The organism is Ensifer sp. ENS10 (assembly GCF_014852025.1).
Lineage (GTDB): Bacteria > Pseudomonadota > Alphaproteobacteria > Rhizobiales > Rhizobiaceae > Ensifer.
The window spans coordinates 14,160-28,382 of sequence record NZ_JACVAS010000013.1 but is presented as its reverse complement, the minus strand read 5'-3'; the positions used below and the strand labels follow the sequence as shown (position 1 = coordinate 28,382).

Below are 14,223 nucleotides of genomic sequence, written 5' to 3'. Positions count from 1 at the left end.
CGGGAGTGAACGAAGATGCCACTGTCCGAGTTCAGCATTCGCCGTCCGATCGCCACCACGCTGTTGTCGGTCGCACTTATCCTTGCGGGTGTCTTCAGCTATCTCGTCCTGCCGGTTGCGGCCCTGCCGCGCACCGACTTCCCGGTCATCAACGTCTCGGCCTCGCTCCCGGGCGCGTCACCGGATACCATGGCGACCTCGGTTGCAACGCCCCTTATTAAGCAGTTTGCGACGATAGCGGGGATCGACACGATCTCGACGACCAACGCGCTTGGCTCCACGTCGATCTCCATCGAGTTCGTGCTCGGGCGCAACATCGATGCCGCCGCCGCCGACGTGCAGGCGGCCATCACCAGAACGCTGAGGCTCCTGCCGCAGGATATGCCGGCGCCGCCAAGCTATCGTAAGGTCAACCCGGCCGATGCCCCGGTTCTGCTGCTGGCGCTGAAGAGTGATACGGTGCCTCTCACCGATCTCGATGCAATCGCACAACAGGTGATTTCTCCCACCTTGTCCGTGCTTGACGGGGTGGCCGAAGTGTCCATCTTCGGCAGCCAACAATTCGCCGTGCGCATTCAGATGCACCCGGATGCGCTCACGGCGCGGGGTATCTCCGTGGATGCGCTGAAAACCGCGGTCGTTGCGGCCAACGACAATTCCCCGCTCGGCACAGCGCAGACGAAAGACCGCCAGGTGGCGATCGTTGCCGATACGCAGCGGATGAACGCTGCGAGCTTCGCAAACATCATCATCAAGAGCGACAACGGCAGGCCTGTGCGGCTTGGCGATGTTGCGACGGTGGTCGATTCCATTGCCAACGATCAGACGGCGAGCTGGCATGACGGATCGCGCGCCATTATCCTGGCAATCCTGCGCCAGCCGGATGCGAACACGGTACAAGTCGTCGACCGGGTGCAGGCGCTCCTGCCGTCGCTGCGCCAGTCGCTTCCCGCGTCCGCCTTCATCAAAACGCTCAACGATCGTTCGACCTCGGTGCGCGGCGCGGTGCGCGACGTTCAATTTACCCTCGCGCTGACCGTTGGCCTGGTGATCCTCGTTATCTTCGTGTTTGTCCGCCGTCTCTGGGCAACGCTTATCCCAGCGTTAGCCGTGCCGATCTCCATCATCGCCACGTTTGCCGCAATGTATCCACTCGGCTTCTCGATCGACAATATCTCGCTGATGGCGCTGACGCTGTCTGTCGGGCTCGTGGTGGATGATGCGATCGTGATGCTGGAAAACATCGTTCGGCACATGGAAGAGGAGGGCGCCGATGCCTTTTCGGCCGCGCTTGCGGGTTCGAAGGAAATCGGCTTCACCATCGTCGCGATCTCCCTGTCGCTGGTCGCAGTGTTCATACCGGTCCTGTTGATGGGCGGCGTCATCGGCCGCATCCTTCACGAGTTCGCGGTGGTCGTCACCGTGGCGATACTCGCCTCCGCCCTCGTTTCGCTCACGCTGACGCCGATGCTCGCCGCGCGACTGCCTGCCAACAAGGACAGCGCGCCAGCGGCCGGCGTGCTTGCGCGATTGGACATTGCGTTCGAGCGCGGCTTCGCTCGCGTCGTGACTACCTATGAACGGCTGCTTTCCATCTGCATCCGGCAGCGTGGCCTGGTGCTTCTTTTCTTCCTGTTCACCGTCGCGATCACGACCTATCAGATCACGACGATCCCGAAGGGCTTTTTCCCTCAGGAGGATATAGGCCAGCTCCAGGTCACCACTCAGGCGCGCGAGGATATCTCCTTTGCAGCGATGACGGATCTTCAGTCCAAGGTAGAGGCGGTCTTTGCCAAGTCGCCCTATGTCGCCCATGTGGCAAGCGCGATCGGTTCGGGTGGTGCATCGACGGCGCTCAACACCGGGCGTCTGTTTGTGGAACTCAAGCCCAAGCGCGACCGCCCTCCGCTCGAAACCGTTCTTGCCGATTTACGCCGGGAGCTTGCGGCCATTCCCGACATCCAGGCGTATATGTCGCCGATCCAGAACCTCTCCGTAGGGTCGCGCGCCGCCGCCAGTCAGTATCAGCTGGTCCTCCAGAGCCTCGATCAGCCGCTGATGAACGAGTGGGCACAAAAGCTCTGCGATGCGATGATCTCTGATCGCGCCTTCTTCACCGACGTCAACAGCGACCTTCAGATCAACGCGCCGCAAACGCGCCTGGTCGTCGACCTCGACAAGGCGGCAACGCTGGGAGTCGATGCCAGTCAAGTGCGTACGACACTCTATGGCGGCTTCGGCGCCGAGCAGATCTCAACGATCTACACGGCAGGCGACAGCTACGAAGTCATCGTGGAACTCGATCCGAGCATCGAGTGGTCTGCGGACAAGTTCGCCGAACTGCGCGTCGGTGGCGCGAATGGTGCGCTTGTGCCCCTCGGCGCCTTCGCCCGTGTCGAAACGGTGTCCGGGCCATTCACCATCAATCAGCTGGGGCAACTGCCGGCGGTCACGATCTCCTTCAACCTGCCGGCGCAGGTCGCTCTTGGCAACGCACTTGCGGAGGTCGCGCGCCTCAAGACGGAGATTGGTATGCCCTCAGCGATCGCCACCCGAAACTACGGCACCACGCAGCTCTTCGAGGATGCTGCCGCCAACCAGGGGTTGCTGATCCTCGCGGCGATTGTGACGATCTATCTGGTGCTCGGCGTCCTCTACGAAAGCCTCATCCATCCGCTGACCGTGCTCTCCGGCCTGCCGTCGGCGATTTCCGGGGCGCTTCTTGCGATCTACTTCTGCGGCTTCGACCTCTCGATCATCGCGATCGTCGGGGTGCTGATGCTGATCGGCATTGTCAAGAAAAACGCGATCATGATGATCGATGTGGCGCTGGCGCTGCAGCGTTCTGGCAGTTCGGCCCGCGAGGCAATCCACCGCGCCTGCCTTATGCGCTTCCGCCCGATCATGATGACCTCCGCCGCCGCGATCATGAGCACATTACCGATCGCGGTCGGCAGTGGCGCGAGCGCCGAACTGCGCCAGCCGCTAGGTGTCGCGGTGGTCGGCGGCCTAATGGTATCGCAGTTCGTGACCCTCTTCGTGACGCCCGTGATCTACCTCTACATGGAGGACCTGACGCGGTGGATCTCAAATCTGCTTGGCGTGACCGCAAAGCTTGAACGACGACTACCAACAAGTGTCAGCCAAACAGTCGTTAATCCGGCGGGCTCCCCAACTGACAAATAACGGTGCGAACGCGTTCTGGCTTCTATGCCTGTGGCCAGCCAGAAGGTTTTTCTAGTTGAGATTGCGGCGCGATGGTGGTGCAATGCTCGGCGTGTAGCTAGACCTTCCTCTCCCGACGATCGAACCGAGCGGCTTATGTCCATTTCAGATGCGATCTACCGCCCCTTCGAAACGCTGATCCGACCGCTCGACATCCCATACCAACCACTTCCCACCAGCGGACCCGTCGCGGTCCTCCTGCACTTCATCCGGATGTTTCGTGCCGTCGTCATTGCGATGGCGCTGACGTCGATGGCAGTGGAAGCCATCAACCTGACGATCATCTGGGGGCTATCGGTGATCGTCGATGGCGTGGCGACACAGGGCGTCGCGCTCTTCGTCGAGAACCGGTTCTGGCTGTTGGCGTTCCTGGCCTTTCTGATCTTTCCGGTGATGCCGATCTTCTTCTACATCACCAACATTCTGAACTCGCATACGATCGGCATCAGTCTGCCGATCGCCATACAGTGGCAGGGGCACAAGGCCATCGAAGGGCAGGATCTCGCCTTCTTCCATGACCTTTTTGCCGGGCAGGTGGCATCGCGTCTCGGCCAGGTCGCCAATGCCGTTCAGCAACAGATCCTGATTGCCTTTCAGACGGCGCCGCGCTTCCTGCTTCAGATCGTCGGCTCGGTTCTGCTCCTGTTTGCGCTCTCCTGGCAGTTGGCGTTGCCGGTCGTCCTTTGGGTGATCGTCAATGTGCTCTTCACCATCAAGGTCGTACCGGATTTCACGGAGCGCGCACGGCGCTCGGCGAAGCAGAACAGCCTGGTTTCCGGCGCGATGACCGACATCTACGGCAACATCCAGATGGTCAAGCAATTCGCTGCCGAAGACAGTGAGGCGGGTGCGCTGCGGAAGATCATGTCGAAGGCGGTCGGTACGCTGCACCACGAGCAGCGCATCTACCGGACGACCGAGCTCGTCGTCATCAGCCTCAACATGCTGCTCTGGCTCGTCATGCTGGGCATCGGCTTCTGGGGGCTATTCGACAGCTTTCTGACGGTCGGCGATTTCGTTGCGACCGTCTATATCCTCCAACGGCTTTCGGCGAGCTCCTTCACCTTCCTGCAGATGGGGCAGCAGATCTTCAAGGCGCTGGGCACGATCAAGGATGCCATGCCGGTCATGACCACGCCGCCGACTGTGACCGATCGACCGGACGCAACGAAGCTCACCGTTCCGCGCGGCGAAATTCGGTTCGAGAATGTTCGCTTCGCCTACAAGGTGGACCGGCCGGTCATCGATGATCTGTCGCTGACGGTTCGCCCGGGCGAGAAGGTGGGTTTGGTCGGCCTGTCCGGTGTGGGCAAGACGACGCTGGTCAGCCTGTTGCTGCGTTTTTATGACATCCAGGGGGGCACCATCCACATTGACGGGCAGGACATTCGCGCCGTGAGCCAGGCGAGCCTGCGGCGAAACATTGGTGTCATCGCCCAGGATGTCGCGCTCTTGCACCGGTCGGTCGGCGACAACATTCTGTATGGTCATCCCGAAGCAACCCGGCCGGAAATCGAGCAGGCCGCAAGGGCAGCGCAAGCCGATACCTTCATCGCCGAACTGACCGATGGCGAGGGTCGCAAGGGCTACGAGGCCTTTGTCGGCGATCGCGGCATCAAGCTATCAGGAGGTCAGCGACAGCGTGTTTCGATCGCGCGGGTGCTGCTGAAGAATGCGCCAATCCTGATCCTCGACGAAGCCACGTCCGCACTGGACAGCGAGGCCGAGGCGGCGATCCAGGAAAAGCTCAACCTGCTGATGGACGGCAAGACAGTGATTGCCATTGCCCACCGCCTTTCGACGATTGCTAGGATGGACAAGATCATCGTTCTGGATCGCGGCCGGATCATCGAGGAAGGCACACCGGATGCGCTCCTGGAGCGAGACGGGCTCTATGCCCGTCTTTGGAAGCGACAGACCGGCGGCTTTATTCCTGAAGAACTGGATTGATCGCCGCCGTCCAACGTCAAAGGCCGTGCTCCAGTCAGCTGGCATCGTGCCCAAGCAAGGCTCATTTTTCACAGAGTCGCCGTCCGCCATAATAGGGCTGATAGGTGCAGTCCGACGGCCTGAAGGAACGATAGCTGCGGGAGCAGGCCGTGATGTTGCAGGACTGCGGCGCGGCCGGGCTTTCGACAAGCGCTCCTGCCGCAGGCGCCGCCATCGCTTCCAGCATGAAGTCGCGCCAAATATGCGCTGGCAAGGCGCCACCCGTGACCCCCTTCATCGGCGTATCGTCGTCATTGCCAACCCATACGCCGGCGACGAGTGGCTCTGTGAAGCCGACGAACCAGGCATCGCGATTGTTTTGGCTGGTGCCGGTCTTGCCGGCCGCGAACGCGCCGGGAGCGGCCCCGCGTCCGGTTCCGCGCTCGACCACCAACTGCAAAAGGCCAACGAGATCCGGCTGGTACGCGGAGAGATCAATGGTCGGCGCGGCCTGTGAGCCGACACGGAACGCCTCCGGCTGCCCGGCCGCCTGAAAGTCGATGATGCCCCAGGGTTCTACGGGCGCCTTGCCGAGATGGACGGAGGCATAGGCGCTGGTGAGGTCAAGCAAGCTGACCTCGGAAGTGCCGAGGGCCAAGGACGGCGTATTGGCCAGCGGCGCGTTTATGCCGAGCTCGCGCGCTGCGGCGATCACATTGTCGAGCCCGACCTCCTGGGCAAGCGCCACCGTTGGCGCATTCAGCGAGCGGGCAAAGGCCTCGGCAAGCGTGACCCAGCCGCGATAGCGGCCACCGGAATTCTCGGGCGACCAGCCGTTAATGTCGATCGGCGCATCCAGGACCTGGTCGGACAGAGTGAACCCGGCCTTCAGGGCCGCATAGTAGACGAACAGCTTGAAGGTGGAACCCGGTTGCCGCATGGCGGTCACCGCGCGATTGAATTGGCTTTGCTTATAGTCGCGACCGCCGACCATGGCGACGACCGCTCCGTCGGGCGTCATCGCAACCAACGCGGCCTGGGATACCCCGGCCGCCTTTCCTTCCGTATCCAGCGCGTTTGCCAGAACCCTTTCGGCGATCCGTTGCAGCTGTGGGGACAGTGTCGTGCGTACCGTCGTCGAACCCGGCGATGCGCCGGCGATTTCGCTCGCCTGCGGCGAGATCCAGTCGGCGAACCAGCTTCCGGATCGCGGCGTCGGCGTCGTCGGATGGAGCGTGGCGAAGCTCGCCTTGACTTGTGCAGCCTCGGGTGCGGTGATCTTGCCATTGGCTACCATCGTGTCGAGGACGACCGATGTGCGTTGGCGCGCACCCTCAAAATTGTCGATCGGATTCCACTGGCTCGGCGCCCGCAACAATCCAGCCAGCATCGCCGATTCCGGCAGGTTGAGTGCGCCGATGTCCTTGTTGAAATAGATCCTCGCGGCTGCGGGCATGCCGGTCGCGCCGGCGCCGAGATAGGCGCTGTTGAGGTAACGCGTCAGAATTTCCTGCTTGCCGAGCTTCCACTCCAGCCACAGGGCGATCACGAACTCCTGGATCTTTCGTTTCATTGTTCGGTCGCTGTCGAGATATTGCAGCTTGATGAGCTGTTGGGTGATGGTGCTGCCGCCCTCGACCACCGAGCCCGCTTCGAAGTTCCGCACGAGTGCCCGTCCGATCCCTCTGACATCGATGCCGAAATGGTCCATGAACCGGCGGTCCTCGATTGACAGCACGGCATCGATCAGCTGCGGCGGGAATTGGTCGTACTGTGCGTAGGGTCCCTGATAAGGGCCTTGTCTGACCAGCGGTCCTCCGTCCGCCGTTTCCAGCACCACGACAGGCTTCAAAGTTCCGTCCCTAATCTCGCTCCAGGGAACATCCTTCAGCGCCCACACGAGTACAGTACCGGGAAGAAGGAGGCAGGCGAGGAGGGCCAAGCCGATGGCAACCTTCCACCAGCTTGGCCTGACGAAGGTGCGCGCGCGATCTTCGGAGGGCTTCTTACGCAGCGCACCCAGCCGGTTCCCGACCTTCGCCAGAGCAGCCACGAACCACCCACGGGGATCGTCGGCAGTTGATGCGGCTTCGTCTGCATTCGAAGGGCTGAATTTCGTTTTCAAGTACGAAGCCGCATGCTTGGTCTTCGCGCGGACCAAGATTGCACCCACCTTCAAGTCGTGGCCGAGCGCAACCAGCAGATGGCGAGCTGCCTGTCCGCTTTGGCCGAAGAGTGTCGGGGAGGGGGTGGCTTTCGTGGATTGATCCGGCCCGTCGGATGGGTTTGAAGCGCCCGTCTGGAGCACGACATGCTCGACAGTCGATTCCGAGCTTTCCGGGCGATCGGCACCCTTGCTGGTGGTGTTTGCAATCTGGGTTGAGGTCTTGGGAGGGCGTGGCATCGGCTACCGCTAAATGGATCTTCCGGAAGATAGCGCGACCTTGTGACCTGACAATGTTCATGATGCAATGTGCAATTGGCCGGCAGGCAGGTGTTTCCGGCAACAGAACTCGCTCTCGCGGCGGTGCACATGGCGGGTCCGAAAGGACCGCGCAAAGCCTATCGTTCGGGTTCGGTCAGCGGTGCTAGCGCCCTGTCAGCGCTCAGGACTGGTCTCGGAACAGGTCCTCTTAGCGCCGGTAGATAGGCAAGAAGGAACAGCCCCCATGCCAACATCCAGCATGCGGCCGCGGCGACGATGGGATTGAAATACGCGCTACCGATCCATTCGGCGAGAATGCGAATCATTGTGGCGAGGCAGGTAAGGGCGAAAGCACATGCCATCTTCCCGTTGAGCACGAGTATGCCTTCGTTGCGCGCCATCGCAGCACGCATCATGAGGGCCGCCATCATTGTTCCCATTGCCCCCATGGTCGCCGCATGCACGGCGGTCGCGGGTGACATCTGGTCTGGAAACATGGTGGCGAACCCAATGAGCAGGAGAGCCGCCGGCGTCCAGGAAAAAGCAAGATGCAGAATGAAGAGCGCCGGGTAGCGCCGGGTTCTCAGGCATTGCCAGCCGCTCATTCGTAACACGAGCGCCAAGCCGGACAGTACGAGGAAGATGCCCTCTGCATTCGATTGTTCGGAAGCGTTGAGCCAGGCGGCGGCAACTATGCCGCCGATCGCCAGGTAGGAAAGCCCGTGTTGGTCCCGAAGGAGACCTGCCTCACCAGTTCGTCCGAGCCAGGAGCGTGTGAAAGCGGGCACGGCACGCCCGCCGATCAGGGTGATCAGGGCGAGGAAGATCCGCGGCACTGCCTCTGCGACGAGATAGCTTGCCTCTCCGTCAAGCCACAGCGAGCTGAGCATGCCAATCAGCGCCATGGCGAACGGTGCCCAGAAGCGGCGTCCCGCTCTGCTCGATACACCCCCCCGGGCGAGAACGACCGCGAGAAAGACGAAGTAGGCTGACATCCCGACCGCTGCAGCAACGACCGAGAGGTGCGCCGAAAGAGCCGTCGTCAGGCGGGCCACGCACCAGAGAACGGTCGCGAGCACGGTGACATCACGCGAGACCGGGCCCTTCTTTGTCCAGGCAGGCAGGGCGGTCAACAGGTAGCCACCTGCCGCCGCACCGGCCATGCCGAAGAGAAGCTCATGGCTGTGCCAGGCGGCTTTGTCCGGTCCAATACCCTCGGGCAGAAGCCAGACCGCAGGCGCGACAAACGCCCATAGACCCGCCAGAAAGAACAGGGGTCGGTGCGGCGCCTGCCAGATCGATGTCCACGCCTTTGGCGCCGCGATCATCAAATCGTCTGGAGGCCGGCCTCGAAGCGCGGAAACAGCACGGCATTTTCGAGATGCATATGAGTGACGAGGTCGTCGGTGAGCTTACGCAACCCGGTATAAAGCGCAGCCCACGAACCGCAGGCGCCGTCCGGCAAGGAAAGCCCGTGGGTGACGTGCTCGATCGTTCGCAGATGCTCCACCTCGTCGTCGTGCTCGCGCCGCATCTGGGCGATCGGATAGGAAATCGTAGCGCCATCACCGCGCTGCATCATCGGGAACAGCACGAGCTCTTCCTTCATCATGTGGCTTTCGAGCTCGTCGCGCAGCGCCTCCAGGGCTTGGGAAAGCCCGACAGGCGCCGACGGATGGCCGCCGTGTACCCGTTCCACCTTCTGAGCAAGCGGAATCAACCATGCGAGCTCAGCACGGTGCGTTTGGTGGTACCTGTGGAGGAGGTGAGCGATGAGATCGGCGGTCTCCTCCGGGGCATCTCGACTTGCGGAACGCTTGAGCGTTTCCAGTTCTGTAAGCAATGCCGAAGGGGCGATACCGGCCTTGAGCGCAGCTTCCGACAACAACATCTTGCCGCCGCAACAGAAGCTGATGCCGTAACGGCGGAAGAGTTCCGCGGCCCCCGGCAATTCGGCTGCGATCGTTGCGACTGTGCTTTCGAGGCTGAGATCGATCATCATCTGTTCCTTGTTGGATGCTTGCAGACGGATTCCGAGCAGCGCTCGGACGCATCGAAGTCGTCTGGGGTTGAGGCAATGTGTATCGGCCCCTCCGGCGCCGGGGACTTCCGGGCTGCCGTGCGGCGCAGAGAGCATCCTTGGCTACGCGAGGTGAGGATCTTCGTCTTTGTGCCTGCGCAAACGCCAGAAACGCGCGTACGTCTCGTCGTTGACCTACCCGTTCCTCTTAGGTACGGGGCGTCGTCCGCCCAGGAATCGACTTCGACAGCGAGCCGTTTTTTGACCGGTAATATGTCCCGAGTCAGGTCAGCGTCACACGCATCCGCGAGGTCGACACGCCGATCCCAGCTTGTCCGTCGAGCACGGTGAAGCTGACGATGCTTAACGTAGAGTAAATGTCACGCTCGGGTCACGCGACAAGGAGACGATGTCGCGATAGGTTGCAGGGTCATTTCAAACCCTGCAATGCCGCTCATAGCGCTTTCGGTTCCTTCAGCATGGCCAGCGCCGAAGCGGCATCCCGTATGGAGTGGAATATCATGCGCCGCTATCTGTTCAATATCTATGCAGCAGGCGTCGTCAGCCGCGACGAAGTTGGCCGGAAATACCCATCAGATGGACCCGCAGTTGCCTATGGTCAAAGGATTGTCGATGAATTGACCAAGGACGACGACTATTGCGACGCAGTCATCGATGTGGTTACGGCGTCAGGGCGTCTGGTTGCGCGACTGATATCGAGCGAAACACCGCTCGTGCATCACGTGAGGCAACCGACGCGACAGATTTCGCTGCACTGAGCCTGCTGATCTCGCCAATCTGACGACGGGCATGGTGGATTGATCCGGGTGGACAACCGAAGGCAAATCCTATGCAGCCTGTTCGCGACCTGAGTTGTGATCGAATAACGTCCGCGCTGCTGCCGCCAGCAGATCCGTTTGTGAAATCAGTCCCAGCACATGATGGTCGTCATCCACGATGATGACCGCGTGAATTGTTCCGCTGGTGAGCGCCGGAAGCAAGCTCATCGCCCGGTCGTCCTGGCGCGCGACCACTGGCGTTGCAACGTTGCTGCCGACGGTGGCGCCGGGCTCGGTCAGCTCCCTCAGTCCGACTGTACCGACAAGTCGCTCGTTTCCATCCTTTACGGGTATGGTCCGGATATTGTGTTTGAGAAGCAACGAGCGCGCTGCCTCGCTGCTGTCGTCTTGATGGATGCAGATGACGTCCCTCGACATGATATCCCGGCACAGGATGTGGGGTGTCGCCCGAATTGCCGCCTGTAATTCCACCTGGCGCAGCACCCGATCAAGATCTTCCCGGCTGATGTCAAACGTTTCATCCAGCGCCTCGAGCGCGGCATCGACATCCGCGCCGGTAAAGCCGACCCGGCGATTGGCGGGCGGATCAATGGTCGCGTGCATATTTGCGGGCGGAGCGACGACGTGCGGGTAGTTGCGTCTCGCCAGCTTGTGAAACAGGATCCCGAGAGCCACCAGCAGGCACGAGTTGAGCGCGACGGGCACCAGCGGGAACAGGAGGCCCCAGCTCGCCACGACAGGGCCGCCAAGCACTGCCGTCAACGCAGCGGCGCCGCCGGGCGGATGCAGGCAGCGCGTAAAGGACATCGCCGCGATCGCGATCCCCACGGCAATACCAGTTGCGATCAGCGGATCCGGCACGAACATAGCTGACAGAACCCCCACGAAGGCGGAGATCGTGTTGCCGCCGACGATCGACCACGGCTGGGCAAGCGGGCTTGTGGGAACCGCAAACAGCAGAACCGCGGATGCGCCCATCGGCGCCACGATCAAGGGAAGGCTGGCACCGCCACCAAAGATACTGCCGCTGATCATACCGGTCAGGAGGATACCAACCAGCGCTCCGAGACACGCAATCAGGCGCTCCCTCAATGTCGCACCCGCCAGGATCGGCGCGAAGAAACGACGGCCCGGCGGTTGCGAGGGCGTCTGGTTGGGCGAATTGGTCATGCAGTCACCTGTAAATGGCAGCGCGTAGGTTGAATATTTCAGTGGGCGCCAGCGTCGGTATGCAATGCGCGGCGCAGGATTTCGATCGCAGGGGAGCTGGCCTCCCTACGATAGATGAGCAGTGTCTGAATTTCACGCAATGAATGGGTTCGAGCGTCGCCTGGCCAGTCCATCAGTTCGAATACGGATCGTGGCACTACACCGATCGCGTCACCGGCTGCAACGCTCGCCAGTATGGCGTGATAGGAGGAAACCTCCTTGGTCGCAATCGTCGGCGACGGACGTGCCCATTGTTCCGCGACACGGCGGTACGTGCATCCGGGTTCGAGCGCCGCCAACCAGCTCACACGCACGTCCAGGGCGGTTTTGATCGGCGGATGCGACGCGGGCAAGACGATCAATACGTCTTCGCGGTAGATCGGATCTCCATCGAGGTCCTCGAGCGGGTCGGGTCTCGGCATCGCGATATCGCTTGGCAAACGTGCGATCAGCGCACAGTCGATTTCTTCAGCGAGCACGGCTCGGGTCAGTTCCTCCGTCGAGCCCATTGTGAGCCTCAGCGCCAAATCCGGGTGCGTTCGGTTGATCGTCTGCAGAACCGTCGGCAGGCGGCTGGCAGCGGTACTCTCCATGCTGCCCAGCCGCAAGACGTCCGGCATCATCGTCGGCTTCAGCGCGTTGCGCGCCTCGTCACCGAGCGCCACCAGCCGTGTGGCGTAGGAGCGAAAAAGACGCCCCTCGCGCGTCAGCGTCATCTTCTTGCCGTCGCGGCTGAACAGGCCGACGCCCAATTCTTCCTCGAGTGCGCGAATACGGTTGGTGACGTTGGATGGCGCACGGCCAATCTCGGTGGCGGCGCGGGTCACGCTGGTGCGCTCGGCTACCAGCAGAAAAATCTCAAGGGTCGTGAAGTCCATTTTATCTACGAAAGGGAATGAAGCTGCTTTATTGTTCTCGAATGGGAAATGATAATCAAGGTGATCTCGTGAAACTGCGTTCGAAACATTCCCGGAAACGGAGAAAGGCCATCGACCATGTGCACGCCTGATGAGGACGATCTTCCGCCGCGCTTTTCATCACCGCCTTGCCTGATGCACGAGGTGGATCCGGCCTATATGGGCATGGAATCTCCAGAGGCGATCTCGATTGTGCAATGGCGGGAGCAAGAGAGAAAAAGGCTGATATCCGCGCGACAGGGCATTCCGATTGCAGAACGGACCGCACGGACAGACGCGATCGTTTCTGCGCTCGACCAACTTCTGTCCAACGTTCGAGGCGAAACGATTTCGCTGTATTGGCCGTTCCGTGGTGAACCGGATCTGCGCTCCTGGATGAACACGCTCATTGCCCGCGGCGCCGACTGCGCATTACCGGTGGTGCTCGCCAAGGCAAAACCTCTCGGCTTTCGATCCTGGCGCGCTGGCGAGGCGCTCGAGAGGGGTGTTTGGGGGATCCCAATTCCGACCGAGGGGCGGGATGTTCAGCCGACCATCGTCATCGCCCCGGTCGTCGGTTTCGACGAGAGCGGTTATCGCTTGGGTTATGGTGGGGGCTATTACGATCGTACACTCGCCGTGCTTCAACCGAAGCCATTCGTGATCGGCGTTGGGTTCGAACAGCAGAGAATGGAGAGCATCAGGCCACAATGGCACGACATCGCGATGGATGCGATCGTGACCGAAGGGCGAACGCTTTCATGCACCGTCGGTCAAGGGCGCAAGGGTGCGAGTTCCGCGAACTGCAGATAGAAGCCGAGCGACAGGATGGTGACCGCGAGCGCAACGGTACGTGAGGCGAACCGCGCCGCCAGCCATGAGAGCGCTATGCCGGCGACGACTGCCATTACCCCCAGTGATGGCCCCTGATGACTGAACGCCAATCCCAAAGCGGTCAATCCAGCTGACATCGCGAGCGTTGTTCGCACCGCATCGCCGCGCGATTGCTGGCCGCGGCCATTGCGCACGAAACTCAACTCCGTCAGGCTGAAGGCCATTGAAACGCTCAGCAGCAGCGACAGCAGCAACCCACTCCACATCATCCGACAATCCCTTGGTTGGATGTTTCAGACAGAGTGAAGCAAGAGTTGGGCCACCTGAAACGGTGTTGCATTTGCACGACCGCGCGTCCGATTTGCGGGAAAAACCGGCCAGTGCCAGGCAAACTGCACGTTCCTTGTGCAAATCACGCGGTCGCTGAGGCATGGGCATGATCCGCTTTGAGGTCACGCTCGCTTTCCAGGACGACGGGTAGTCGAAGCAAGCCGTGGCGATGCCCGCAACTCGCGCGCGTCGCTTTCGATGCGTGGGGCAGGTGCTGTTTTCGTGATTTGCCTGTAGGCTTGTTGATCGCTTCTAGAGGCAACCGGGAGGGTGTCATGAGTGACCATGTCTACAAGAAGGTAGAACTTGTCGGCAGTTCGAAGTCTTCCGTTACGGAGGCGATCGAAACGGCGATCGCGCGGGCGTCGAAAACCATGAGAAATCTCGAGTGGTTCGAGGTCGATCAGATCCGGGGCCACATCAAGGACGGCGAAGTGGCGCACTATCAGGTGGTCATGAAGGTCGGTTTCCGGATCGACGACTGACGCGCGGCCGGGCGGGTCTTCGGCAGTTGCCGGTTACTAGAATCTGTCGACTCTGCTAGTCAGGTTGAAC

At 61.3% G+C, this 14,223-nt stretch carries 11 protein-coding genes; 5 read left to right on the top strand and 6 right to left on the bottom strand.

Annotated elements, in window-relative coordinates; translation table 11 throughout:
* Positions 1-15 precede the first annotated feature (15 nt).
* Both IB265_RS31400 and IB265_RS31395 read left to right on the top strand, forming a co-directional pair.
* The gene (locus tag IB265_RS31400; protein ID WP_192495714.1) at positions 16-3,186 is read left to right on the top strand and encodes an efflux RND transporter permease subunit; all 3,171 of its coding nucleotides are present in this window, start codon (positions 16-18) and stop codon (positions 3,184-3,186) included.
* Positions 3,187-3,321: 135 nt separating this feature from the next.
* Positions 3,322-5,175, top strand: coding sequence for an ABC transporter ATP-binding protein (locus tag IB265_RS31395; RefSeq protein WP_192495713.1), 1,854 nt, complete (start codon positions 3,322-3,324; stop codon positions 5,173-5,175).
* Positions 5,176-5,236: 61 nt separating this feature from the next.
* Here IB265_RS31395 and IB265_RS31390 read toward each other — a convergent pair whose 3' ends face one another.
* From IB265_RS31390 to ric, 3 genes are all read right to left on the bottom strand, one after another.
* Entirely contained in the window at positions 5,237-7,558 is a 2,322-nt protein-coding gene (locus tag IB265_RS31390) for a PBP1A family penicillin-binding protein (RefSeq protein WP_192495712.1), read from the bottom strand.
* Positions 7,559-7,716: 158 nt separating this feature from the next.
* Positions 7,717-8,907, bottom strand: a complete 1,191-nt coding sequence (locus IB265_RS31385) for an NnrS family protein (RefSeq protein WP_057249599.1) — start codon at positions 8,905-8,907, stop codon at positions 7,717-7,719.
* Positions 8,907-9,578, bottom strand: coding sequence for an iron-sulfur cluster repair di-iron protein (ric, locus tag IB265_RS31380; protein WP_057249601.1), 672 nt, complete (start codon positions 9,576-9,578; stop codon positions 8,907-8,909). The genes IB265_RS31385 and ric overlap by 1 nt, the downstream gene beginning before the upstream one ends.
* 500 nt (positions 9,579-10,078) lie before the next feature.
* Between ric and IB265_RS31375 the strand changes: the two genes are divergently transcribed.
* Positions 10,079-10,378: a DUF6894 family protein gene (locus IB265_RS31375; protein WP_156414616.1), complete on the top strand. Its 300-nt coding sequence runs from the start codon at positions 10,079-10,081 to the stop codon at positions 10,376-10,378.
* A 69-nt stretch (positions 10,379-10,447) separates the two neighbouring features.
* Here the strand turns inward: IB265_RS31375 and IB265_RS31370 are convergent, their stop codons facing one another.
* Positions 10,448-11,569: an HPP family protein gene (locus tag IB265_RS31370; RefSeq protein ID WP_057249604.1), complete on the bottom strand. Its 1,122-nt coding sequence runs from the start codon at positions 11,567-11,569 to the stop codon at positions 10,448-10,450.
* A 38-nt stretch (positions 11,570-11,607) separates the two neighbouring features.
* Positions 11,608-12,486, bottom strand: coding sequence for a LysR family transcriptional regulator (locus IB265_RS31365; RefSeq protein ID WP_057249606.1), 879 nt, complete (start codon positions 12,484-12,486; stop codon positions 11,608-11,610).
* Positions 12,487-12,603: 117 nt separating this feature from the next.
* Between IB265_RS31365 and IB265_RS31360 the strand changes: the two genes are divergently transcribed.
* A complete protein-coding gene (locus IB265_RS31360) occupies positions 12,604-13,317 on the top strand; it encodes a 5-formyltetrahydrofolate cyclo-ligase (protein WP_057249608.1) in 714 nt (237 codons plus the stop codon).
* Here the strand turns inward: IB265_RS31360 and IB265_RS31355 are convergent.
* Complete coding sequence (locus IB265_RS31355; protein WP_057249610.1) at positions 13,278-13,607, bottom strand: hypothetical protein; 330 nt, start codon at positions 13,605-13,607, stop codon at positions 13,278-13,280. The genes IB265_RS31360 and IB265_RS31355 overlap by 40 nt on opposite strands.
* A gap of 336 nt (positions 13,608-13,943) precedes the next feature.
* Here IB265_RS31355 and IB265_RS31350 point away from each other — a divergent pair, with 336 nt between their 5' ends.
* Positions 13,944-14,153 (top strand): dodecin, encoded by a 210-nt coding sequence (locus tag IB265_RS31350; protein ID WP_057249612.1) that lies wholly within the window; start codon positions 13,944-13,946, stop codon positions 14,151-14,153.
* Positions 14,154-14,223 lie beyond the last annotated feature (70 nt).

Coding starts and splice junctions, on each gene's coding strand:
- IB265_RS31370 (WP_057249604.1), bottom strand. CDS start 11,569: ATGACCAATTCGCCCAACCAGACGCCCTCGCAACCGCCGGGCCGTCGT.
- IB265_RS31390 (WP_192495712.1), bottom strand. CDS start 7,558: ATGCCACGCCCTCCCAAGACCTCAACCCAGATTGCAAACACCACCAGC.
- IB265_RS31355 (WP_057249610.1), bottom strand. CDS start 13,607: ATGATGTGGAGTGGGTTGCTGCTGTCGCTGCTGCTGAGCGTTTCAATG.
- IB265_RS31365 (WP_057249606.1), bottom strand. CDS start 12,486: ATGGACTTCACGACCCTTGAGATTTTTCTGCTGGTAGCCGAGCGCACC.
- IB265_RS31385 (WP_057249599.1), bottom strand. CDS start 8,907: ATGATCGCGGCGCCAAAGGCGTGGACATCGATCTGGCAGGCGCCGCAC.
- IB265_RS31375 (WP_156414616.1), top strand. CDS start 10,079: ATGGCCAGCGCCGAAGCGGCATCCCGTATGGAGTGGAATATCATGCGC.
- IB265_RS31360 (WP_057249608.1), top strand. CDS start 12,604: ATGTGCACGCCTGATGAGGACGATCTTCCGCCGCGCTTTTCATCACCG.
- IB265_RS31395 (WP_192495713.1), top strand. CDS start 3,322: ATGTCCATTTCAGATGCGATCTACCGCCCCTTCGAAACGCTGATCCGA.
- ric (WP_057249601.1), bottom strand. CDS start 9,578: ATGATCGATCTCAGCCTCGAAAGCACAGTCGCAACGATCGCAGCCGAA.
- IB265_RS31350 (WP_057249612.1), top strand. CDS start 13,944: ATGAGTGACCATGTCTACAAGAAGGTAGAACTTGTCGGCAGTTCGAAG.
- IB265_RS31400 (WP_192495714.1), top strand. CDS start 16: ATGCCACTGTCCGAGTTCAGCATTCGCCGTCCGATCGCCACCACGCTG.